19 protein-coding genes are annotated in these 23,392 nt (G+C 49.4%); all 19 read left to right on the forward strand.

The window, feature by feature from the left end; translation table 11 throughout:
* Nucleotides 1–3: 3 nt before the first annotated feature.
* The 19 genes from DWZ61_RS07160 to DWZ61_RS07250 all read left to right on the forward strand — a co-directional run bounded on the left by DWZ61_RS07160 (nt 4) and on the right by DWZ61_RS07250 (nt 23,376).
* Nucleotides 4–945, forward strand: a complete 942-nt coding sequence (locus DWZ61_RS07160; RefSeq protein WP_118537911.1) for a glycosyltransferase family 2 protein — start codon at nt 4–6, stop codon at nt 943–945.
* A gap of 34 nt (nt 946–979) precedes the next feature.
* Nucleotides 980–2,656 (forward strand): hypothetical protein, encoded by a 1,677-nt coding sequence (locus tag DWZ61_RS07165; protein ID WP_118537912.1) that lies wholly within the window; start codon nt 980–982, stop codon nt 2,654–2,656.
* A gap of 80 nt (nt 2,657–2,736) precedes the next feature.
* Entirely contained in the window at nt 2,737–4,230 is a 1,494-nt protein-coding gene (locus DWZ61_RS07170; protein ID WP_182427026.1) for a glycosyltransferase family 39 protein, read from the forward strand.
* A gap of 32 nt (nt 4,231–4,262) precedes the next feature.
* A complete protein-coding gene (locus DWZ61_RS07175) occupies nt 4,263–6,005 on the forward strand; it encodes a glucosyltransferase domain-containing protein (protein ID WP_118537914.1) in 1,743 nt (580 codons plus the stop codon).
* Nucleotides 5,992–7,749, forward strand: a complete 1,758-nt coding sequence (locus tag DWZ61_RS07180; protein WP_118537915.1) for a DUF6044 family protein — start codon at nt 5,992–5,994, stop codon at nt 7,747–7,749. The genes DWZ61_RS07175 and DWZ61_RS07180 overlap by 14 nt, the downstream gene beginning before the upstream one ends.
* A gap of 286 nt (nt 7,750–8,035) precedes the next feature.
* A complete protein-coding gene (locus DWZ61_RS07185; RefSeq protein ID WP_022312305.1) occupies nt 8,036–9,121 on the forward strand; it encodes a glycosyltransferase family 52 in 1,086 nt (361 codons plus the stop codon).
* 15 nt (nt 9,122–9,136) lie between these two features.
* Nucleotides 9,137–10,891: an ABC transporter ATP-binding protein gene (locus DWZ61_RS07190; RefSeq protein WP_118502367.1), complete on the forward strand. Its 1,755-nt coding sequence runs from the start codon at nt 9,137–9,139 to the stop codon at nt 10,889–10,891.
* Nucleotides 10,892–10,896: 5 nt separating this feature from the next.
* The gene (locus tag DWZ61_RS07195) at nt 10,897–11,928 is read left to right on the forward strand and encodes a glycosyltransferase family 2 protein (RefSeq protein WP_022312226.1); all 1,032 of its coding nucleotides are present in this window, start codon (nt 10,897–10,899) and stop codon (nt 11,926–11,928) included.
* A gap of 39 nt (nt 11,929–11,967) precedes the next feature.
* Nucleotides 11,968–12,660, forward strand: a complete 693-nt coding sequence (gene pseF, locus DWZ61_RS07200; RefSeq protein ID WP_022312225.1) for a pseudaminic acid cytidylyltransferase — start codon at nt 11,968–11,970, stop codon at nt 12,658–12,660.
* Nucleotides 12,661–12,680: 20 nt separating this feature from the next.
* Nucleotides 12,681–14,330 carry an HAD-IIIC family phosphatase gene (locus tag DWZ61_RS07205; protein ID WP_118537916.1) on the forward strand — a complete coding sequence of 550 codons (1,650 nt, stop codon included), beginning with the start codon at nt 12,681–12,683 and terminating at the stop codon, nt 14,328–14,330.
* An 84-nt stretch (nt 14,331–14,414) separates the two neighbouring features.
* Entirely contained in the window at nt 14,415–14,636 is a 222-nt protein-coding gene (locus DWZ61_RS07210; RefSeq protein WP_118502361.1) for an acyl carrier protein, read from the forward strand.
* Nucleotides 14,633–15,178, forward strand: a complete 546-nt coding sequence (locus DWZ61_RS07215; RefSeq protein ID WP_022312222.1) for a GNAT family N-acetyltransferase — start codon at nt 14,633–14,635, stop codon at nt 15,176–15,178. The genes DWZ61_RS07210 and DWZ61_RS07215 overlap by 4 nt, the downstream gene beginning before the upstream one ends.
* A gap of 12 nt (nt 15,179–15,190) precedes the next feature.
* The gene (pseI, locus tag DWZ61_RS07220; RefSeq protein WP_022312221.1) at nt 15,191–16,264 is read left to right on the forward strand and encodes a pseudaminic acid synthase; all 1,074 of its coding nucleotides are present in this window, start codon (nt 15,191–15,193) and stop codon (nt 16,262–16,264) included.
* A 9-nt stretch (nt 16,265–16,273) separates the two neighbouring features.
* On the forward strand, nt 16,274–17,323 hold the full coding sequence (gene pseG / locus DWZ61_RS07225) for a UDP-2,4-diacetamido-2,4,6-trideoxy-beta-L-altropyranose hydrolase (RefSeq protein ID WP_118537917.1): 1,050 nt from the start codon (nt 16,274–16,276) through the stop codon (nt 17,321–17,323).
* Nucleotides 17,324–17,343: 20 nt separating this feature from the next.
* On the forward strand, nt 17,344–18,192 hold the full coding sequence (locus DWZ61_RS07230; RefSeq protein ID WP_022312219.1) for an SGNH/GDSL hydrolase family protein: 849 nt from the start codon (nt 17,344–17,346) through the stop codon (nt 18,190–18,192).
* 7 nt (nt 18,193–18,199) lie between these two features.
* Nucleotides 18,200–19,756 (forward strand): glucosyltransferase domain-containing protein, encoded by a 1,557-nt coding sequence (locus DWZ61_RS07235; protein WP_118537918.1) that lies wholly within the window; start codon nt 18,200–18,202, stop codon nt 19,754–19,756.
* 3 nt (nt 19,757–19,759) lie between these two features.
* Nucleotides 19,760–20,728, forward strand: coding sequence for a glycosyltransferase family 2 protein (locus tag DWZ61_RS07240; protein WP_022312217.1), 969 nt, complete (start codon nt 19,760–19,762; stop codon nt 20,726–20,728).
* A gap of 25 nt (nt 20,729–20,753) precedes the next feature.
* Nucleotides 20,754–21,905 (forward strand): dTDP-4-amino-4,6-dideoxygalactose transaminase, encoded by a 1,152-nt coding sequence (gene rffA, locus DWZ61_RS07245; protein ID WP_117466148.1) that lies wholly within the window; start codon nt 20,754–20,756, stop codon nt 21,903–21,905.
* 1 nt (nt 21,906) lies between these two features.
* Entirely contained in the window at nt 21,907–23,376 is a 1,470-nt protein-coding gene (locus DWZ61_RS07250; RefSeq protein WP_118537919.1) for a hypothetical protein, read from the forward strand.
* Nucleotides 23,377–23,392 lie beyond the last annotated feature (16 nt).

Raw genomic sequence — 23,392 nt, forward strand, 5'->3', positions numbered from 1 at the left:
ATTATGAAAAAAGTAAGTTTTGTAATCCCCTGTTATCGCTCGGAACATACCTTACCCCATGTGGTGAAGGAGATCCGGGAAAAAATGCAGGAACTCACGCAGTATGAATACGATATTTTTCTGGTGAACGATGCTTCCCCGGACAATACCATGGGAACCATAAGGGATCTGTGTGATAAATATGACAATATCAAGGGAATCGGCTTTGCCCGGAATTTCGGACAGCATGCGGCACTGATGGCGGGACTTCGTCATTCCGACGGCGATTACGTGGTGTGTCTGGATGATGACGGACAGACACCGGCGGATGAAGTGGACAAGCTGCTGGGCAAGCTGGAAGAGGGTTTCGATGCCGTTTACGCCAGCTACGAACATAAACAGCATTCCACATTCCGGAATATGGGAAGCAAGGTCAATGAGCTGATGACCCGGATGATGCTGGATAAACCGGCGGATCTGTATATTTCCAGCTATTTTGCAGTGAAGAGATTCGTGGTGGAGGATATGATCCGCTATGAGAATTCCTACCCCTATGTCATTGGACTGGTGCTCCGGGCCACCAAAAACATTACCAATGTGGCGGTGTGTCACAGGGAAAGAGAGGAAGGCAGTTCCGGATATACATTGAAAAAGCTGCTGGGCTTATGGTTCAACGGATTTACCGCATTCTCGGTGAAACCGCTGCGGATTGCCACTACACTGGGTGTGGGATGTGCCGGTATGGGCTTCCTCTATGGAATCTATACCATTATCAAGCGTCTGGTGAATCCTAATGTGCCCATGGGCTTTAGTGCCCTGATGGCAGCCGTGGTATTTTTCGGCGGCATGATCATGATCATGCTGGGACTGATCGGGGAATATGTGGGACGTATTTACATCAGCATGAATAATTCTCCCCAGTATGTGATCCGGGAAAAGATCCATCTGGGTGAGGAAGACTGGTAAATCGAAATAAAACAGAAGGGTAACAGGAAAACGGATGAAGAAAGAACGTTTTGTGGATTGGTGGAAACAGGACAAACGTTATATGACACTGCTGAAAGCGGTACTGATGGCACTGCTTCCCCTGCTCTGCTGTCTGGTACGGACGGCAGCGGAAGGAAGAAGCATCGGACAGGTGTATCTTCCCTCTTCGGAATGGAACGACGAATTATTCTATTTCAAGCAGGTGGAGGGAATCGTAAATTACGGTTTTCCCCGTGGATATTTCGGTTTTAACGAAAGTCATGCGTTGCAGTTGTCCTTTGCAGCATGGAGTCCGGTGCTGGTATTTCCCTGGATCCTGTGGGGACTGTTATTCGGCTGGAATCTGCTGTCTCCGGTGATCTGCAATATCGTGCTGCTGACAATCACCATGTTTGTATTTGTCTGGTTGGTGAAGCCCACCTGGAAACAGCTGGGGATCCTGACGGTATTGTTCAGCCTGTATTCCCTGTTTGTCAGATATATGCTGTCCGGTATGCCGGAGGTGATCTGCTTCAGCCTGCTGATCCTGTTCTACGGACTGGCCATGAGCTATCTGAAAAAGGAGAGCCGCGGGAAACTGATCGCCATGTTCGTGATCTCGGTACTGCTGACCCTGATGCGGCCTTATATGCTGCTGTTTCTGGCTCTGGCCTGCTATTTCTGGATCTGCCGTAATAAAAAGGCAGGGTGGATCGGATCGATTCTGATAGTGGCGGCAACGGGAATTACCTATGCCCTGATCAAACATTATCTGGGAGCGGAATATTTTACACCGCTGTTTTATACGGACTGGATCACTACCTTTTTCACTGATGGGATCGGCGCGGGCTTCCGCAACCTTTTCGGAACACTTTACTGGAAAGGACTGGAATTCTACAGACATTGTATCGAAGGGGGACGGAATGGTCTGGCTTCCGGAGCCTTTTTTGACGGTTATCTGTTGGTGCTGCTGATCCTGTTGGTGCAGAGTTTTCTGGACATCCGCACACTGCGCCGGGCGAAGCGGGTGGAACGGATCGCGATGGAGCCGGAGGATAAGAAGGTACGGGAGGCGTTGTTCGGACCGTACACACTGACAGAGGACAGAAAACGGGAACTGCACAACCAGCTGGTTATTGAAGTGCATTTTGCCCTGAGCCTCATCGCCATGCTGTTCGCACATTTGCTCATGTACAAAATGGTGGAAGGCAGCAAACATTTCCTGACCTTTATCGCAGCAGGCATTTTCATCGTCAGTATGCTGGAGACCAGATATTATAAGAAAGCGGTGCTTCTGGGAGCGGCTTTCCTGTATCTGTACAGCTTCAAGGCGGTGGAGCCCTATGACTATCAGATTCCCTATGTGACAGAGGAACGGCAGGCACAGGTGGAGTACTGGCGGGAAATCTTCTCGGAAAAACTGGCCATGGACACAGAACAGGTGCCGAATTATGAGAATGTAGTGATCTGGACCTTCGGAGATGAGACCCCGGAAGGCCATCAGAATCTGAAATGGCAGCTTTTGTACAGTGCACCGAAGGGCTTTGGCATCAGCTGCTGTGAACGGGAATATATTACGGAGCATCTGACAGAGCTGCAGAGTCGTTATCTGGCAACGGTGAGCGGTGGAGCCATCGATGAAATGTGCCGGACGGCAGGGTATGAAGAGCTCGGCAGGGATGCGGATATGGTGCTGTACCGGAGATACTGATAAAAGATCGAAAGATATGGAAAAAGATTTTGAAATCTGATATGTGGAAAAAGACAGAACGGGAAGGAACTATAGACGTAATGGAGACACAGAGAAGAAAACAGCATAATTTCACAGAGAACAATATGTGGGCACTGCTGTGGCATGGACTGCCGGTGGCGGCATTGCTTCTCTGGGGAGCCTTCTGCATTACCAACAGCCTCTGGTATGATGAGGCTTATTCGGCATCCATGGTATCCCTGCCCTGGAAGCGGCTGATCTATATTACAGCCACGGATGATCACTCACCGTTTTACTATGTGCTGTTAAAAAGCTTCTATCATCTGTGTGGGGGAGAAACCCATTTCTGGGCACTGAAGCTGATGTCCGTGCTGTTCATGCTGGGATATATGCTGCTGGGAAAATATTATGTGGCAAAATTGTTTGATCGTAAGATTTCGGTGTATTTTATGCTGTTTTCCCTGCTGATGCCGATCTTCAGTGTACAGGCGGGAAATGTGAGAATGTATGCGGTGGCCCTGTTCTTTCTGACGTTGACGGGACTGTCTGCCTATGACATTTTCAGAGAGCCGGCCCGGAAAAAATGGATCGTATTCTGCATCGCCAGTATCGGCACGGTATATTGTCATACCTTTGCATTGATCCAGACGTTCTTATTCTATCTGCTGTTTTTCACAGTGATCCTGATCTGCCATAAGAAGGAGCTGATCAAGGGGTATTTTATCTCCGGATTTACGGTGGCGCTGGTGTTTTCTCCCTGGCTGGCGGTGACGATCCGGCAATTTGTCCTGCGGATGCGCTACGATGACGGTTCCACTGCGGAACTGGCAACGCTGTATTCCGTGATGGATTATTGTAAGGAATGGTTCTCAGCGGTGGAGACTCCCATCGGCATTGTCGTACTGTTGGGAATGGCATTATGTCTGGTACTCAGTTACGGAGCCGTGGACTGGGTGAGACAGAATCATAATATTGCACCGGCCATCGCGTTTGGCACATTTGCCCTGACGGGTATCGTGGGAGGCATGATCTCCGCTACGGTCAATAACTGTTTTATGGGCCGTTATGCGTTCCCGGGCATGGGCTTTGTCATGCTGTGGTATGCCGTGGGATTTGCACAGATCACGGAGAACACAAAAGGCAAAAGCAGGAAAATATGGGCTGCAGGCCTTCTGGGAACGGCAGGTCTCTGCTTCCTGTTACAGTATACCTCCGAGATCAGGCTGGAATATGATGACGGTCTGGCAACCTACGAGAATTTCGTGGAGGAATACATGACGGAGAATGATGCGATCATCGGACCGTATACGCATACGATCTTTTTGAATGTGTATCATCCTGAACTGCATTACTACACGATCGCATATAAGCTGTACAGTCTTCCTTTTGTGAATACGGAAGCACTGAGCAGTTACAGTCAGCTGGACACTTATGATAATCTGTGGTATATCTGCTTCCAGGGGGGCTACCCCAATGAAATGGAAGATGAGTACAGCTATGAACAGGTATTGGAATTTCATTATATGTATTATGATTTTGCAATCTTCCGCCTGGAGAAGCTGGAGGAAGAGTAGCACAGTAATGGATAAATAAGAAAAAGGAATGGATGAAAAGCATGGAAAAAGTGATGCAGAAATGGAAGAGCTACGGGAAACACTTCCAGCAGAACCGCCTGTATATGGGAATCCTGTTACTGACAGCGGTGTGTGCCTACGGCTATAAGGTGACAAATGCAACCATCGGCATCGATGATACGCCATCCTTATATTATTTTGAAGAAGGACTGATCGCCATTGTGGGGCGGTGGGTTCTGTTTTTGCTGAATAAGGTGGTATCGCTGGCAGAGTTTGTTCCCTTCGTGACGGATTTTGCGGCAGTTGTGATACTGGTGCTGGCAGCGGTCGTCTGGTCTGCATTGTTTTATTCTGTATTGGGAGAGAAGGTTCCGACGGCAGGCTATGCTTTCTTCGGTGCTGTCTTTCTCTCCAGTCCCCTGATCAGTGAAGTCTTTACTTATTTCCTGCATAACGGTATCGCCATTGGCTATCTGTGCTGTGGCATCAGCCTGTGCTGTGTCAGGGAATGGCAGAGCAGTACCCGGAAAATGCAAAAAGGATCCGGTATCCGGCAGAAACTGGGATGCCTGGCAGTGGCTAAGATCCTGACGGCGGCAGTCTTTTTATGGATCGCCATGGGATGTTACGAGTCCTTTATGATCCTGTGGCTGGCGGGGCTGATGCTCTTGCTGCTGACGGAGCGGATCGCACGGGGACGTCAGGAGAAGGACATATTTGCCACACTGGTGGCCGGTGCGGTGGCGGCGCTTGTGGCCATTGTGCTGCGTAGTGTGATGATCGTGGTAGTGACGAAAGCATTTCACCTGGAATATCTGCGGGGAGAGGCGGTACAGCGTTCCGTGACGGAAATGCTGGGCTGGATGCTGCAGCCGGGGGCTTTCGGGGAGCTTGCCATGATCCTCAAGAGGACCTTTGTGCTGTATGGGGTATTTGCCTATGCTTATCTGCCGATCCGGATTTTTATATTATCAGCGGCTGTGATCCTTGTGGTGACGCTGGTGCGGGTGATCCGCGGCAGAGATCTGTGGGCACTTCTGTTGTTGCCTGCCGCTTATTTGGCAGCATTTTCTCTTCTGTTCATTGAAGGAAAAGCCACATTGTACCGTTCGGCACAGTTCCTGCCGGTCTTCTGTGGATACGGAGCGCTGCTTTTTGTGTATGGGATCTGGCAGCTGACGGGAACTTTGTCCCCAAAAGCGAAGAATACGGCTGGCAGAAAAATCTCTGCTGGTGTGAGGGCACTTGCAGTTCTGGTGCTGGCGGTGATCCTCTGGAACCAGTGTATGGATATGACCAGATGGTTCTATATTGACAAGAAAAAATATGATGCGGCAGTGAAGACCGTGGATCAGATTGCAATGGATCTGGAACGGGACTTTGATACTTCAAAACCGGTGATCTTCACGGGAAATTATGATATTCCCTATAGCATAGTTCAGGGTGCCTATGTGAGCTACAGCAGCCCTGTTTATTATAAGATGAAACGATTGGCGGATCTGGTGGACCCGGATCTGCTGGATAAATACAATCGTGGATCCAGAGGAGTGTGGGTGGCACAGACACCGGCACTGTCTGTTATCGACTGGGGACGCTATGCCTTTGATTCCGATGCGGAGCTGGTGAAATTTTTTGAAATGCACGGGCATCAGCTGGTGGCTCTGGAGGACATCAGCCTCTATGCGGCAGCGGAAGAAGAGTCTCTGGATCTGCCGGAATATCCGCAGGAGGGATATATTGTAGATAAGGGGGACTATATTATTGTTCACTTCTGATGAAAAACCTGCAATAGGCAGACAGATCAACCGGTTCCTCCTGTGGCTGGACAGGATCCCTCTCTGGTGGACCGGAATTTTGATCGTGGTTGTATTTTTTTCCCCCTATTTTATTCTGGGGGATGGCTGCATCTTTGAGATCAACGACCAGCTGGATGAAAGCATTATGAATTATATGCTTCCCGCCAGACATTTATGGGACGGCAGTACGGTATATCCGGAGATGCTGGGAGGGGTCAATGCCAGCGGTATGCAGCCGTCGGCCATTCTATTCCTGCCGCTGTATTGTCTGTTTTCTGCCAGGGTGGCGTTTCTTACACAATACATGATCTGCTTTGTGCTGGCGTTTCTGGGAATGTATCTGTTGGTAAAGGAGAGCACGGAGAGCAGTATTCTGGCGGTGATAGCCGGGGCATGTTTCTGTGTGCTGCCCTTATATCCGGTCTACGGTCTTTCAGAATTCGGCATTCCTTTGGTGGCATATGCCTTTCTGTGCCTGTGGAAACGGAAAAGAATCCTTCCCGCATTGATGTGTACGTTACTGTTCGGCCTGACCAGCCACCTGGTGTATACCGGTTATGTGGTGCTGGGATTGTGGCTTTTGGCACTTCTTGCTACCTTCTTTCAAAAAAGAAAGAATAAATGGCCGGTTCTGGGATTTGCAGAATTGCTGGTGACTTATGTCATTGTCAACTGGTCACTGATCCTGGAGATTCTGCTGGGAGACAGCAGTTATGTCAGCCACCGGGAAGAAATGGTGTCTTCCGCGACTCCCTTTTTTGAGTCTTTTTGGAGCCTCTTCCGGAACAGCGCACAACACGCACCGTCCTTACATAAATATCTGATCCTGCCGATTGTCATATTCCTGCTTCTGGGAGCATTTTGCAAAAAGGAAGAAACGGACAGAATGATATACAAGGCGGCAGTTATCAATTTTTTATTCCTGATCGGCATCGCATTGTTTTATGCATTTTGTCATATGACGGTGGTCGTTGATTTCAAAAACAGCGTCACGGGATTTTTACACTATTTTCAGATCCACCGCTTCTATTGGCTGTATCCTGCGGACTGGTATCTGGAGTTCGCACTGGCGGCAGCGATATTGTGGAGAACGAAAGTGCCGCATACCGACAGCAGGATGCTGCCGGGAAAACTGGTGATCCTGGCAGTGTGTCTGTTGCCGACGCTTCAGCTGTTGAAAGTGAATTCCGGAATGTATCTCAATGTGAACCAGATCAATAACGGATCTGGAATCACGGGATATATCTCCTGGGAAAGCTGGTTTTCAGAGGATCTGATGCAGGAGATCGATGATGCGATTGGCCGGGACAAGAGCACCTATCGTGTGGCGCATCTGGGGATCAGTCCGGCACCGGCACTGATGCATGGTTTTTATACGGTGGACGGATATTCCAACAATTATCCTCTGGAGTACAAGCACAGATTCCGGGAAGTTATTGCACCGGAGATTGAGAAAAACGAAGAAGTGCGGGTATACTTTGATACGTGGGGGAACCGCTGTTATCTGTTCAACAGCATTACCGGCAATTACATGCGCCTGCAAAAGGAAAACACACTGGTCTATGAAGGCCTGGAATTTGACATGGAGGCATTGCGGGAACTGGGATGTGAGTACCTGTTCTCCGGAGCTGAGATCGGCGATGCCGACAGGATGGGCATGGAACTTGTGGGATACTTTGAAACAGAAGACTCTTACTGGGGGATCTGGGTGTATAGATTGTAAAGGTGCAGCCGTTGCAACAGTTCAGCGCAAGGCTAATTCATAAAAGCGTCTGCTTCGCAGCCGGCGCCGCATCGCGGCTCATCTTTTATTTCGTTGGCCTTGCGTTCTGCTCATAGAATGACAGAATCGTTGCCCCAACTTTCTTAAAATTTCATAAGATTTTTTACTGGAAGAGAAAAGTGTGCTATAGTGTAACTATTCATGGAATCCGCATTGCAGCGATTCTGCGGATGGGAAGTGAATAGTTACTAAATTATACAGCAATAAGCAATAATAGAGATTATATATGAAAGACAGAATCTATATCTGTCACACATACTATCATGTATATGTGACTTTTTTAAAAGAACTGAAATTAAGGGCGGAGGCAGATCCTGCGAAGAAAGCAGGGGCTGCTACTTTAGTGCTGTCCAAAATGTCCAATAATTTTGAGAACCTGAAATCCCGAGTGGAGAGCACGGGACTGTTCGAAGAGGTACTGGAATTCGATGAGAAGCGTGAAGATTTCTTCCCGGAACTGGAAAAATACCGGGAGGACACCGGAAGCTTTCTGGGGAATCTGAAGAACCGGATCCGCTTTACGAAGGAGTACGCCAGACTCGAGGCTTCTTATGTGCCGGTAGATCTTCGGACTTACAAGGACATTTATGTCTACTGCGATTCCGATCCCATCGGCTACTACCTGAATCAGAACCATATCCGCTATCATGCCGTGGAAGACGGCCTGAACTGTCTCAAGAATTTTGACGCAGCGCGATATGACAACCGTGGACATTTTAAGATCAAGGCATTCCTGTCCATGTATCTGAACCTGATCTTTGTTCAGAACGGCTACGGAAAATACTGCATGGATATGGAAGTAAATGACATTTCCGCCATCCGCTATCCCTGTCCCCGATATATTGAACTTCCCAGAAAGCCGCTGGAAGACCGGCTGACAGCGGAGGATAAGCAGCTGCTCCTGCAGGCATTCGTGAGAAATAAAGACGAACTGGAACACCAGATCGAAGAGAGCAATAAGGTGGGAGATAAAATATTGATCCTCACGGATCCGGTATGTGCACTGGATGTGAGAGAACAGATTTTCCGGGATATTATCAAAATGTATGAAAAAGAGGGCACCATATTTTTAAAGCCCCATCCCAGAGACCTGCTGGATTACCAGAAGCTTTTTGCGGAATATCCCCAGTTCGATGCATCCATGCCCATGGAGATGCTGAACTTTTTCCCGAATCTGCGTTTTAAAAAGGTGGTAACCATATTTACGGAGGTAAAGGGACTTCCTTTTGCGGATGAAGCGGTACGCCTCGGACCTGATTTTATGGATGCCTATGAGGATCCACTGATCCACAGACAGAATGAACAGATATAAGTTTGGAGACCGTCAATGATACAGATCATCAAGAAATTACGTGTCCTGCTGGACAAAAAACAGAAAAGAACCATGGTGGGACTCATTATCCTCATGGTGATCAGTGCCTTTTTGCAGACTGCCGGTGTGGGAATGCTGGTGGAGGTCATGCAGATCGTCATTGATCCCGAAGCGGTACAACACAGCCGGGTGGCGGAAGCCTGCTATGAGATCATGGGTGTGGAGAGCTATCGTACGTTCTCCATTATTGTCATGGTGCTGCTGATTCTGGTATTTGTGGTGAAGAACCTGTTTACTTATGTACAGCAGAAGCTGACTTTATCCTTTGTCTATACGAACCAGTTCCGCACTTCCGAGCGCATGATGCGTAATTACCTGCGCAGAGGTTATGAATTTTATCTGAATGCGGATACCGCTGTGGTACAGCGCAGTATCACTTCCGATGTCAACAATATGTATGCACTGATCCTGGCACTGTTACAGCTGTTATCCGACAGCGTGGTTTCCCTGTTTGTCATCAGTTATTGCTTTATTTCCAGCGGTACCATGACGATCCTGATGGCGGTGGTATTGCTTCTGTTGATGTGGCTGATCAAGAGAGTGCTGAAGCCCATCATGTACAAGGCCGGTAAGGACAATCAGGACTATTACAGCAGTCTGTTCAAATGGATCTCCCAGACGGTACAGGGTATCAAGGAAGTAAAGATTTCCGGCAAGGAGCAGTATTTCGTATCCGAGTACCGCAAATGCGGAAAAGGCTACGTGGATGCCGTACAGCGTTACAGCCTGTACAATCAGGTGCCGAAGCTGCTGATCGAGACAGCCTGCGTTGCCACTATGGTAGGATACATGATCTTTCTGGTGGCCACCGGTGTGCCTACAGAAAATATGCTGACAGTGTTCGGAACTCTGGCGGCAGCGGCACTGGTACTGTTGCCCTGCGTGAACCGTATCAACAACCAGATCAATTCCATCGCCTATTTTGAACCTTTCTTCATGGGTGTCAGCGATAATTTACAGGATGAGATCAACGGACAGAATATCGACATGTCCTTTGCTACCGATGAGGATGAAAAGCTGGATGTAAAAGAAAGCATCGAGATGAAAGATATTACTTATGCCTATCCCAATACGGAGCGTCTGATCTTCGACCATGCGGATCTGAAGATCCCGGTGGGTGCATCGGTAGGTATCGTGGGTACTTCCGGTGCGGGCAAGAGTACCGTGGTGGATATTCTGTTGGGACTGCTGGAGCCCAGTACGGGACATATCTATGCAGACAGCGTGGATGTAAAGGATGCGGGCAATTACCGGAAATGGCTGAAGAATATCGGCTACATCCCCCAGATGATCTTCATGCTGGATGACACCATCCGTAAAAATGTAGCCTTCGGTGTGCCGGAGGACAAGATTGATGAGGACAGACTGTGGGAAGTATTGAAAGAGGCACAGCTGGATGAATTTATCAAGACTCTGCCGGAAGGTCTGGAGACTGGCATCGGCGAGCGGGGTATCCGCCTCTCCGGAGGACAGAGACAGCGTATCGGTATTGCCAGAGCGCTGTATAATGATCCGGAGGTACTGATCCTGGATGAGGCCACTTCCGCACTGGATAATGATACGGAAGCAGCCATCATGGAGTCTATCAACCGACTGCACGGCCGCAAGACCTTGATCATTATCGCCCACAGATTGCAGACCATTGAAAAATGTGACATTGTCTATCGGGTAGAAGACGGCAGAGCAAAAATAGAACGGGGAAATCTGTAACGCCTATGAGTAAAAAACTGAGCATCATCGTGCCCGTCTATAATATGGCGACGGAGGGAAAACTGAATTATTGTCTGGACAGCCTGGTGGGACAGACCATCCGGGGACTGTACGATTATGAGATCCTCTGCGTGGATGATGCTTCTACAGACGATTCTCTGGAGATCCTGCTGGATTATCAGAAGCGTTATCCGGAGCTGGTCTGTGTCATTCCGAACCCTGTGAACTTAAGACAGGGCGGTGCCAAAAATGCCGGACTGCGGGTGGCGCAGGGGGAATGGATCGGTTTCATCGACAGTGATGACTGGGTGTCACCGGACTATTACGAGAAGCTTCTGAAAAAAGCGGAAGCAACCGGAGCGGATCTGGTGGGCTGCGATTACAGTCTGGTGGATCATCATACCTTTGAGGTCGGGAAGGTCATCGTCAACAATACACCGGATCAGACCGGGGATCTGACGAAGGAAAAGCATGAGAGACTGTTCATGCGTCCCGGCAGTATGGTGCTGAAAATTTACAAACATAGTGTGATCCGGGAGAATCATCTGGATTTTCCGGAGCATATTTTCTATGAAGACAACTGTGCAGGCCCCTTGTGGAGCCTGTACTTTCGACGTTTTGAGAGAGTGGAGGAACCGCTGTATTATTATTACCAGCATGCGGTGTCCACGGTACATCACATCACGGAGGAAAAATGCCGTGATCGTATGAAAGCAGCAGAACTTTTGTACACGGAATGCGAGAACAGAGGGTTCCTTGCGGAATACCGGGAGCAGATCGAATACCGTTTTACGGAGCTGTATTATGTGATCACTTTATTCTCCTATCTGTCGGGAGTGGAGAAGCCGAAGCTGTCTTTTGTAAAAGAACTACGGGAGGGGACAGAACGACATTTTCCGGAGTTCGACAGGAACAAATATTATCTGGAATATACCGGGCCGGAGGAACGCAAATTCATCGCCATGCAGAAAAAGAGCGATCTGCGGTTCTATCTCTATTACAGGATCCGGCAGTTTGTATGGAAGCTACGGGCCTGAAGGGCGGCCATGGGGCATGAGAAAGATGAGGTTAGGAAAATGAGCAGATTAGCGATTATCACCGCCAGAGGTGGGAGCAAGCGGATCCCGAAGAAAAATATCAGAGATTTTTGTGGAAAACCGATTCTGGCATATTCCATCGAGGCGGCATTGTCCAGCAGACTTTTTGACCATGTGATGGTATCCACGGACGATACGGAGATTGCGGAGATTGCGAAAAAGTACGGTGCAGAGGTGCCGTTTTTCCGCAGTGAGGCGACTTCCGGAGACTTTGCCACCACCAATGATGTGCTGGCGGAAGTGTTGGCGGAATATGAGAAGCGTGACATGCATTTTGATGTGGCATGCTGCATCTATCCCACAGCGCCTTTTGTGACAGCGGAAAAACTGAAAGCAGCGGTAGAACAGCTGGAAGCAAGCGATGCGGACACCCTGATTCCGGTGGTCAGCTTTTCCTACCCGCCCCAGCGGGCCATGGTAGTGGAGCAGGAACGGTTGGTATTTAAATATCCCGAATATCTGGACAGCAGATCCCAGGACCTGCAGCCCCATTATCATGATGTGGGACAGTTCTATGTCTTCCGTACGGACCGCTTTGCAGTGAATAAGAAGCTGATGGTGGGAAATATTCTGCCCCTGATCGTATCGGAACTGGAAGTGCAGGATATCGATAATCTGACGGACTGGAAGATCGCAGAGATGAAATACCGTCTGATGACGGAGGAAAAATAATCCCGGAGGAATCTGAGACTATGGCAACAGGCAGACTGGCAGTATTGTCCAATGTAAATATGAATATGGTGATCCGTATGTTACAGAAACAGGCGGAAGTCTACGATGCGGAAGGCTATGGAAATGAACTGGGAGCTTTGCTGAACCCGGCTTCCTCCTATCATGCGTTTCAGCCGGACATTACCTTTCTGATCATGGATCTGGCAGAACTGCTGGAACATGACTATGATCCGCAGACAGCAAAAGAGCGGATCGGAAACTGGTTTCAGACGCTGGAAGGCTGTCTGCCGGAGCATGGTGTGTTCTATGTCTCCGATGCATATCTGTGGGCGGTGGAACTGGCTGTGCTGGCGGATCCGGAACGCAAACAGCAGCTGGAGAGTTTGTGGAGTGCTGCACTGCAGCAGCTGACGGAGAAACATTCCAATGTGCGGATATTTCCTTATCGCTGGATCATAGAGCATCAGGGCGAGGAGAGGGCGTTTTCCCTGAAAATGTGGTATATGGGAAAAGTATTGCTGGGGATGGAGACCCAGTCTCTTCTGGCGGAAAAAATAGTACAGCAGGCGGAACTGGAGGAACGCACCCCTAAAAAGGTGCTGGTTCTGGATCTGGACAATACCCTGTGGGGCGGTCTGGCCGGAGAGACGGATCACACACCGGTGCTTTTGTCGGAAGACCACAGCGGTCTGGCTTATAAAAATCTGCAACGGGTCATAAGGCTGATGCAGGAACAGGGTGTGCTGTTAGCCATAGCATCCAAAAATAATGAAGAGGATGCCATGGAGATCTTGGAACATCATCCCCATATGCTGCTTGGGCCGGAAGATTTCGCAGCCCGCAGGATCAACTGGGACCCGAAGCCGGACAATATCCGTAAGATGGCGGAAGAACTGAATCTGGGAACGGATTCCTTTGTCTTTTTTGATGACAGCGAAGCGGAACGGGAAATGGTACGGCAGATGCTGCCGGAGGTGACTGTGCCCGATTTCCCGGCAAGACCGGAGGAACTGGCGCCCTGCATGGCAAAGATTTATGAAGAATATTTTGCCCGGGCAGTGATCACGAAAGAGGACCGGGAGAAGACCGCACAGTACCGGGCCAATGCCGGCAGAAATGCCATGGCAGAGCAGGCGGTGAGCTTTGAAGACTATGTGAAAAAGCTGGAGATCTGTCTGATCCCGGTGGATCCGAAGGAACATCTGGACCGGCTGACACAGCTTTTGAATAAAACAAACCAGTTCAACCTGACCACCAGACGCTACACCAGAGAGCAGATGCAGCAGATCGTGGAAGATGCCGGAAAGAGAGTATTTCTGTATCAGGTGACGGATGCGTTTGGAGACAACGGAATCGTGGCAGCAGCCATCGTAGATACTGCCGGAGAACTGCCGGAGATCACGGATCTGGTCATGAGCTGTCGTGTCATGGGACGGAATATCGAGAATGCGGTGATCGACCGTATCGAGGAGCAGATGCAGGAGGAAGGATATACCGGACTCCGCGGCAGATATATCCCGACAGCCAGGAATAAGCCGGTGGAAGCTCTGTATGAAAAGCTGGGTTACCACAGGACGGAAAGTACACAGGAGGGCGGTACCTGCTATGAGATCACACTGGCAGAGAGACCGGAGAGGGCCTACTGGCTGAAGGAGACTTTATACGATTGACCTGGGGCTGGGTGACGGCTGCCGGACGGAAGACCGGACAGTGGTAAATGTTAGAAAAAATGAGGATAAGCAGAGGATAACCATATGAAAGAGAAGATCATAAAGCTGATTGAAGATGTATTAAAGGTTCCGGCGGGAACCATCACCGAGGATACCATGATCGAAGATGTGGAGCAGTGGGATTCCCTGGCGCATGTCATGATCATCGGACAGTTGGAGGAAGAGCTTGGTGTCAGCATTCCCTTAGACGAAGCCATTGAGTTAAAAGGAATGCGTGAACTGTTGGAAAAGGCGGGTTGCGAATGAGTGTTACATTAAGAAAAGTGACAGAGGGAGATCTGGAACAGATCATGCGCTGGCGCATGGATCCGGAGATTACCCGCTATATGAATACGGATCCGAAGCTGACTCTGGAAGGGCAGAAGAAATGGTTTGCCAAAGTGCAGCAGGATCCGGATGTGAGCTACTGGATCATTGAGATCGACGGTACAGCAGCCGGCGTCATCAATTACACAGGGCTGACGAATCCCACAGGAGATCTGGGATGGGCCTATTACGTGGGCGAGAAAAAACTGCGCAGCATCCAGACGGCACTGGCGCTGGAGATGAGTATGTATGACCATGCGTTTCTGGATCTTGGGAAAAATGCGGTATACAGTGATGTATTTACCCTGAATCAGGGAGTCATCCAGCTCCATAAGATCTGCGGCTGTGAAGTCGTGGAAGAGAAAAAAGCCCACGTGGTGAAAAACGGAGCTGCTTATGACGTGACATATATGCGCATGACAGCGGAACACTGGAAAGGGATCCGGGACAGCAAGAAGTACGAACATATTGTATTTCCTTAAGGAGGCACTATTATGAACAAAGAGATCATGATCGGGAATCATAAAATCAGTGAAGATTCTCCCACTTTTGTAATTGCAGAGATGTCTGCGAATCATCTGATGGATTTTGACAGAGCAGTGGCTATCATGCAGGCGGCAAAGGATGCCGGTGCGGATGCCATTAAAATACAGACTTACACCCCGGATACCATCACACTGGACTGTGATGATCCCTGCTTCCAGATCACACAGGGAACCATCTGGGACGGAACCACACTGCACAAGTTGTATGAGACCGCCTATACTCCCTGGGAGTGGCAGCCAAAGCTGAAAAAGATCGCAGAGGAGATGGGACTGGTATTCTTTTCTTCTCCCTTTGATCTGACCAGCATTGATTTTCTGGAAGAGATGGAGGTACCGGTATACAAGGTGGCATCCTTCGAGATTAACGACATTCCTTTCATCCGCAAGATCGCCCGTACCGGCAAGCCGATTATCATGTCTACCGGAATTGCCTATCTGGCGGATATCGAGCTGGCACTGCGTACCTGTAAGGAAGAGGGCAACGAGAATGTGATCCTGTTGAAATGTACCTCCGCTTATCCGGCACCCTATGAGGATATTAATCTGAAGACGATTCCTTCCATGAAGGAAGTCTTTGACTGTGTGGTAGGTCTTTCTGATCATACCATGGGCTGTGCCGTGGCAGGTGCCGGCGTGGCGCTGGGAGCCAAGGTGGTGGAGAAACATCTGACACTGCGCAGAGCAGACGGCGGTGCGGATGCGGCATTCTCCATGGAACCGGAAGAATTTAAAGAGATGGTGGATCACATCCGCATGATCGAGAAAGCAGTAGGAAAGGTGACCTACGATCTGACACCGAAGCAGAAAAAGAGCAGAGAACATTCCCGTTCCCTGTTCGTGGCACAGGATATGAAGGCCGGGGATGTGTTTACTCCGGAGAATCTGCGGTCTGTGAGACCTTCCTGCGGACTGCATACCAGATATTATGAGGAACTGTTGGGCAAACGGATCACCAGAGATGCCAGGCTGGGAACCCCTATGGACTGGTCTCTTGTGGATTTCACAGAGAAGGAACAGCAGTAAGGAGCGGAAATGTATTATTTTCGTGCGGACGGCAGTGCTGTTACGGGGGCAGGGCATCTGATGCGTTGCCTCACGGTGGCACAGGAATTACAAAAAAGAATAGAGCATCCGGAAGAACTCTGCTTTTTGTGCGCGGAGCAGGCATCTGCGGAACTGTTGCAGAGCTGGAACATGCCGGTGAAGATCCTTGGGACGGATCCTGCTGACCTGGAAGGAGAGCTTTCGGCGCTGGAAGGACTGATCCGGGGAAGCGGGCATGTTTTTCTGGTGGACAGCTATGCAGTGACGGATGCTTATTTGCAGGCATTGCACCGGTTTGGCAGGGTGTATCTGCTGGATGATATGCAGCAGCATGCATTTCCGGTGGACGGTGTGATCAATTACAATCTGTTTGCTTCCCGGGAAAAGTATCGGGAACTGTATGGCAGCAGTACCGGACAGTATCTCGGAGCTGCTTATGTGCCGGTGCGGCAGCAGTTCTGTGAGGCGGCAGCACAGTATATTTTGCAGGATGATGTAACGGATATCCTGATCACCACCGGTGGTGGAGACAAAGACAACATTGCGGGAGAAATCCTGCGGGAACTGTGTGAGCACAGTCTGGCGGGAAAAAATATAAGGTATCATCTGGTGGTGGGAAGGTTTAATCCGAACCGGGAAAAATTGGAGCAATATGCATCGGAGCACAACAACGTGGTTCTGCATTGCGATGTGAAAGACATGGCGGGACTGATGACGGCCTGTCAGCTGGCGGTGACTGCCGGTGGAACGACAATCTATGAATTGTCAGTTCTGGGAGTGCCTTTTGTCTGTTTTTCTTACGCAGAGAACCAGGAAGGGCTGACGGAATGGCTGGGAAAGCAGGAAATTGCTGGATATGCCGGAAAATGGCATTACACACCGGAAGAGACAAGGAAAGCCATCGGCAGATGGTGTCGGAATGTCTGTGAGAACAGGGAACTGCGGCAGAGAACCTATGAAGCGGAGAGAATTCTGATCGACGGGCAGGGAGCTGCCCGGATCGCAGAGATCCTGCAGACGGCGGGAATAGAAGAATAGAAGGATAATATCTGAGGTTTATGAAGAAAAACGGCAGCTGGAAGAAAAAAATTTTATATAGTGTGACAGCAGCTGTTTTGTTCGTGCTGCTTTTGGTACTGTTTTTTCCGGGGGACCGGGAATATCAGAGGATTCCTTATGATGTAGTGTTTCTGGGAGACAGTGTATATGGTCTGTGCCGTGATGAGACATCCATCGCAGCAAAGCTTCAGGAGAAGACAGGTTTAAAATGCTACAACGGTGGGCTGGGAGGAACGGTTCTTGGCAGAGCGGATGCGGAGAGAAGGCTGGGATATACCAAGGATTCCATTTCTGCGGCCGGACTGGTACGTTCCTTTGTGGTGAAGGATTTCGGTGTCCAGAGGACCGTGCACATCCGAGAAGCAGCCACGGATTATTTTGAGGATACTTTGGGAGATCTGGGACAGATCGATTTTGATCAGGTGAAGATCCTGTTTATCGGTTCCGGACTGAATGATTATCACTCCGGCACTCCCATCGAATCCACAGCAGACCCGTATGATGAATATACCTACTGTGGAGCTATCCGCAGTATTGTGAAGGAGTTGCGGGAAGCCTATCCGGAGCTGCGAATTATCTTCATCACCCCGCCCTATACCTGGTATACGGATCCGGAACTGACCTGTGAGGAATATGATCTGGGCGGTGGTGTGCTGGAGGATTATGTCAATGCGGAGATCGGATTGTGTGAGGCTTTGAATGTAGAAGTCATAGACATCTATCATGACTATTATCCACATGACACCTGGGATGATCTGTATCTCTATACCGATGACGGCCTGCATCCCAATGAGGCCGGCAGAGAGAAGATCGCACAGACGATCGCAGAAAGACTAAATAAGGAGTGACAGACGGATGAAGACCCCGTGGGATTTTTTTCAATCTAGTAGAACAAAAATAAAAAATACATGGAAGATCGCCTTTCTCTCAGCGTTTGTACTGGGAATTCTGATCCATCTGCCGGTGATGCTTTCAGATATTCCGAATCATGACGGCCTGAGCAGTATGTATTTTGATCAGAATATGATCACTTCCGGACGGTGGTTTCTGTCTGTGGCATGCGGCTTTTCTTCGTATTTTACCATTCCGTGGATCATTGGTCTGATCGGTCTGCTCTGGCTGGCGCTGACGGCGGTGGCATTGACGGAACTGCTGGAACTTGCAGACCCGTTGGTAATCATGGCAGTGAGCGGATTGCTGGTTTCTTTTCCGGCACTGGCATCCACTTTTGCCTATGTGTTTACCATGGATGGCTATATGATGGCACTGTTCCTCGCAATTCTGGCAGTACTTTTTACGAAAAAACAGAAAAAAGGCTGGCTGGCCGGGGCGGTATGTCTTGCGTTCAGTATGGGGATCTATCAGGCATATCTGCCCTTTGCCATTCTGCTGTGCGTATATGTGATCCTGCTCTTTTTTATGGAAGAGAAGGGCTGGAAAACGAAAGCGTTCTATGTACTTCGTTACCTGGGCATGGGAGTTGCCGGAGCCGCATTGTATTACGTAATCCTGCAGATTCTGTTGAAATTACAGGGAAAGGTGCTGGATACCTATCAGGGGATCAATTCCATGGAGCAGGGAGGTTCCGGTCTGGGGCTGTTTGCAACGATCCGGGGAATGTATGTTGATTTTCTGGCATTTACGGTGCATGGAAATGTGCTGGTGAACAATATTTTCTCTTTTACGGCCTGTGCGGCACTGGTGCTTCTGGTGGCTTATCTGCTGGTGAGAAGCATGCTGCGAAGAAAATGGTGGAAGAATCCGGCATTTTTCGTTATAATAATTCTGTTGGCGGCGGGACTTCCGCTTTTGACCAATGTGATTCTGGTGATTTCTCCGAATCTGACCTATCATTTGCTGATGCGGTATCAGTGGGTATTATATCTGATCCTGATGCTGGCATTTGTGGACAGATATGCGTCGGAGGACGGGAAAACAGATATCGGGATCCAGTGGGTGGCATTACTGGCGGCCGGAATCCTGGTATTCAATTATGGAGTATCGGATAATATCGGATATTCCAATCTGGAGAAAAAATACGAGAAGACCTATGCGTACTGTGTACGTCTGCTGGACAGGATCGAGCAGACGGAAGGGTACTATCAGGGAATTCCCATTGCATTGGTGGGTGTCATCGGGTATGATGAATTCCCCACTACGGATATTACCGGAAAAGTCACGGACGGTATGATCGGTCTCAGCGGAGACTATCTGATCTATAAGGGAGCGGATTATCAGGCATTTATGCAGAACTATCTGGGCGCAACCCTGAATTTTCTGGATCCGGATACTGTGGGTGAGATTTATATGACGCAGGAATACATTGACATGGATACTTTTCCGGGAGCGAATTCCACCAGGGTTGTGGATGGAATCCTGTATGTCAAGACCGAGAACTGCGGAAGGGATTAGAGGATGTCATTATTATCGATTGTTTTACCGGCATATAACGAAGAACAGAATATTGCCAATACCGCAAAAGTACTGGGGGAACTGCTGGAACAGCACGGGATCGATTATGAGCTGGTATTTATCAGTGATGGTTCGAAGGACGGAACCTTTGAACGTATTAAGGAAGAATCGGCCAAGAATCCGAGAGTACGGGGAGCGGAGTTTTCCCGGAATTTCGGAAAGGAAGCCGGAATTTTTGCAGGCCTGGAGCTGACTACGGGGGATGCGGTGATCGTTATGGACTGTGATCTGCAGCATCCGCCTGAGGTGATTCCACAGATGTGGGAAAAATGGCAGCAGGGTGCCGAGATCGTGGAAGGTATCAAGGCCGACCGCGGTAAGGAGAGTCTGGGATATAAGTTGTCTGCCGGACTTTTTTACAAGATCATGAGCAAACTGATCAAGATGGACATGAATGCTTCTTCCGATTTCAAACTTCTGGACAGAAAAGTAGTACAGGTCCTGTTGGAACTGCCGGAACGCAATACCTTTTTCCGGGCGTTGACCTTCTGGGCAGGGTTCCGTACGGAGACTGTGGAATATGAAGTACAGGAGCGGAAATACGGACAGAGCAAGTGGTCCTTCTGGAGTCTGATGAAATATGCCATTACCAATGCCACTTCTTTCAGCACACTGCCATTGCAGCTGGTGACGATCATGGGCGGGGTATCCATCCTGTTCAGTGTGATCCTGGCGATTCAGACCCTGGTGCGCTATCTGATGGGAACGGCGGTGGAAGGTTTTACCACGGTGATCCTGCTGATCCTCATTATTGGCGGATTTATTATGTTAAGCCTTGGTGTGATTGGCCATTATATTGCCAGAATCTATGAAGAAGTCAAGGGAAGACCGAAATATATTATCAGTCATGTGACGGAAAATGTGCCTGGGACAGCCGTAGGAAGCTGGAAGCGGGAACATAGAGAAAGCTAAAAGACAGTAGAAAAGAGGATGTGTTATGAGAGAGATTGATATTAAGTTTAACGTACCGCCTTATGTGGATAAAGCCGCAGATTACATTCAGGAATGTGTAAAAAATCAGAAGATCTGCGGAGATGGAGAATATACGAAAAAATGTAATGCCTGGATCGAGGAGAGGACCGGAGCCGGAAAATGTCTGTTGACGACCTCCTGCACCCATGCGACAGAACTGGCAGCACTTTTGTGTAACATTCGGCCCGGGGACGAAGTGATCATGCCTGCTTACACCTTCGTATCCACCGCAGATGCCTTTGTACTGCGCGGTGCGGTTCCTGTGTTCGTGGATATCCGCCCGGATACCATGAACATTGACGAGACACTGATCGAGGATGCCATCACGGAGAAGACGAAAGCCATCGTTCCGGTGCATTATGCCGGTGTGGCCTGCGAGATGGACACCATTATGGACATCGCAAAAAGACATAACTTAAAGGTAGTAGAGGATGCCGCACAGGGTGTACTGGCATCTTACAAGGGAAAAGCACTGGGAACCATCGGTGACTTCGGTGCCTACAGCTTCCATGAGACCAAAAACTACAGCATGGGTGAGGGCGGAGCACTGCTGATCCGTGATAAGAAGGACGTGGAAGAAGCGGAGATCATTAGGGAGAAGGGAACCAACCGCAGCAAGTTCTTCCGGGGCCAGATCGATAAATATACCTGGGTAAATTACGGATCTTCCTATCTTCCCAGTGATATGAATGCGGCTTATCTCTATGCACAGCTGGAGATCGCTGATGAGATCAATGAGGCAAGACTTGCCTGTTGGAACCGCTATTATGAGCAGCTGCTTCCCTTAAAGAAAGCGGGAAAGATCGACCTGCCCACCGTACCGGAAGGCTGTGTGCATAATGCGCATATGTTCTACATCAAGGCAAGAGATCTGGAACAGAGAACAAGATTTATCAGCTATATGAAGGAGAACGGTGTGCTTACGGTATTCCATTATATCCCGCTGCATACTTCTCCCGCAGGACAGAAGTTCGGCCGGTTCCACGGCGAGGACCGTTATACTACCAGAGAGAGCGAGCGCCTGGTAAGACTTCCCATGTACTATGGGCTGACACTGGATCAGGTGGATTTCATCTGTGGACTGGTGAAAAACTTTTTTGAATTAGAGGAGCAGTAACATGCAAAAAATTGGCAGAGCGTCTGCACAGGTTGCAGGCAGATTTCTGTTCCTGGGTGTCTCCGTGCAGATTCTTCTGGGAATCTGCTGGGGCGTCAGATCCTTTGGAATTTTTCCGGAATTCGGCGATAGCTACACATGGCTGAAAGCGTCAGAGACACTTGTGTGTGATGACTACATGGGGATCGGCTACCCTCTTTTTCTGATGCTTGTAAAAGGGATAGAATCCATAAGTTCTATCCCTTATACTTTTTTTGTATATACGGTACAGATCCTGATTGCATTTTATGCCGGTGTAGTATTTTTACGGGCATGCGGAGTGACAGGGAAAAAGATATTTTTGTGCTGGGGAAGCCTGGCGCTTCTGACCTTTCCCAGTGCCATGCAAAGTCATCTGGCCGTATTGCCGAATTCTCCGGGATATTCCTTTTTACTGCTGGAACTGTCGGCGGTGATCCGGATCCTGCGGCAGGATGCTGTGGCGGAGGATGGTGAGACGACAGCGCCGGCCAGACCGTTACATGGTCTGTTCGAAGCCGGAATCTGGTGGGCGCTCAGTACACTGTGTGTGGTGGAGAATCTGTATCTGGGGCTGGTACCGCTTATTGTTCTGTGGCTGATACATCTGTGGCAGCTACGGAGCAGAAAGACGGAGAAAAAGAGAGTAGGCCGGGAACTTTTGCTCCTTCTGGCAATGGCGGGAATTTTATTCACGCTGGTGCCCATGTGGCAGACACCGGGCAGCTATGGGAAGGCGGAGAATACGGTGAGCGCCGCCATGATGCGCCGGTTCAGCTGGACGCATATGAGAGAGGAAGAAGAATACGATGAATGGCCGGAACAGCTACGTACCTGGATGACCTGGAAAGAGATGAGGAATGCCGGGTATTATGCGGGAACCATGGAGTCCGGCATACAAAAGACGCTGGAGGATCGTTTCGGCAAGGCGGAAGCACAGAAGATATTCAGAGAGTATGCCGAGTATCATCTGAAGACGTATACTTCAGACAATATCCATCAGATCGCCTGGGATTGCCTCGGATATGCCATGCCTACGGTACTGTTGCAGCTGCTGTTGGACGGCAGGGGATATGACTCCTTCTCTGGCAGAAATGTAGACATTATGATGACGGGAGATCCAAGGCTGACAGAGCTTTTGCTAAAATACAGCAGCTGGTGGTTCCTGTCGGGAATCGCTGTTGTGGTCGTGAGCGGCATGATATGCGGGATCATTGCCATGCTCCGACAGAAAAAAGAAAAAACAGTACCGGACAGAAGCCTGTTCTGGAAGATCTCAGGAGTCTGTGTGATCACTGCGGCAGGCATGATCCTGTGGTATACCATGCGGGATGCCGGATGCCTGGATTACAAGAACGGATTGCTGCCGGGTTCTCTGTGGCTTGTGGGAATGATCCTCTGGACCGATAGGACCATAAGCGCCGGAGATACAGAAGACAACCCGGAGAAATAATAGAGTTGTGACAGCA

The sequence above is a fragment of the Clostridium sp. AF34-10BH genome (assembly GCF_003478095.1).
Lineage (GTDB): Bacteria > Bacillota > Clostridia > Lachnospirales > Lachnospiraceae > Acetatifactor > Acetatifactor acetigignens.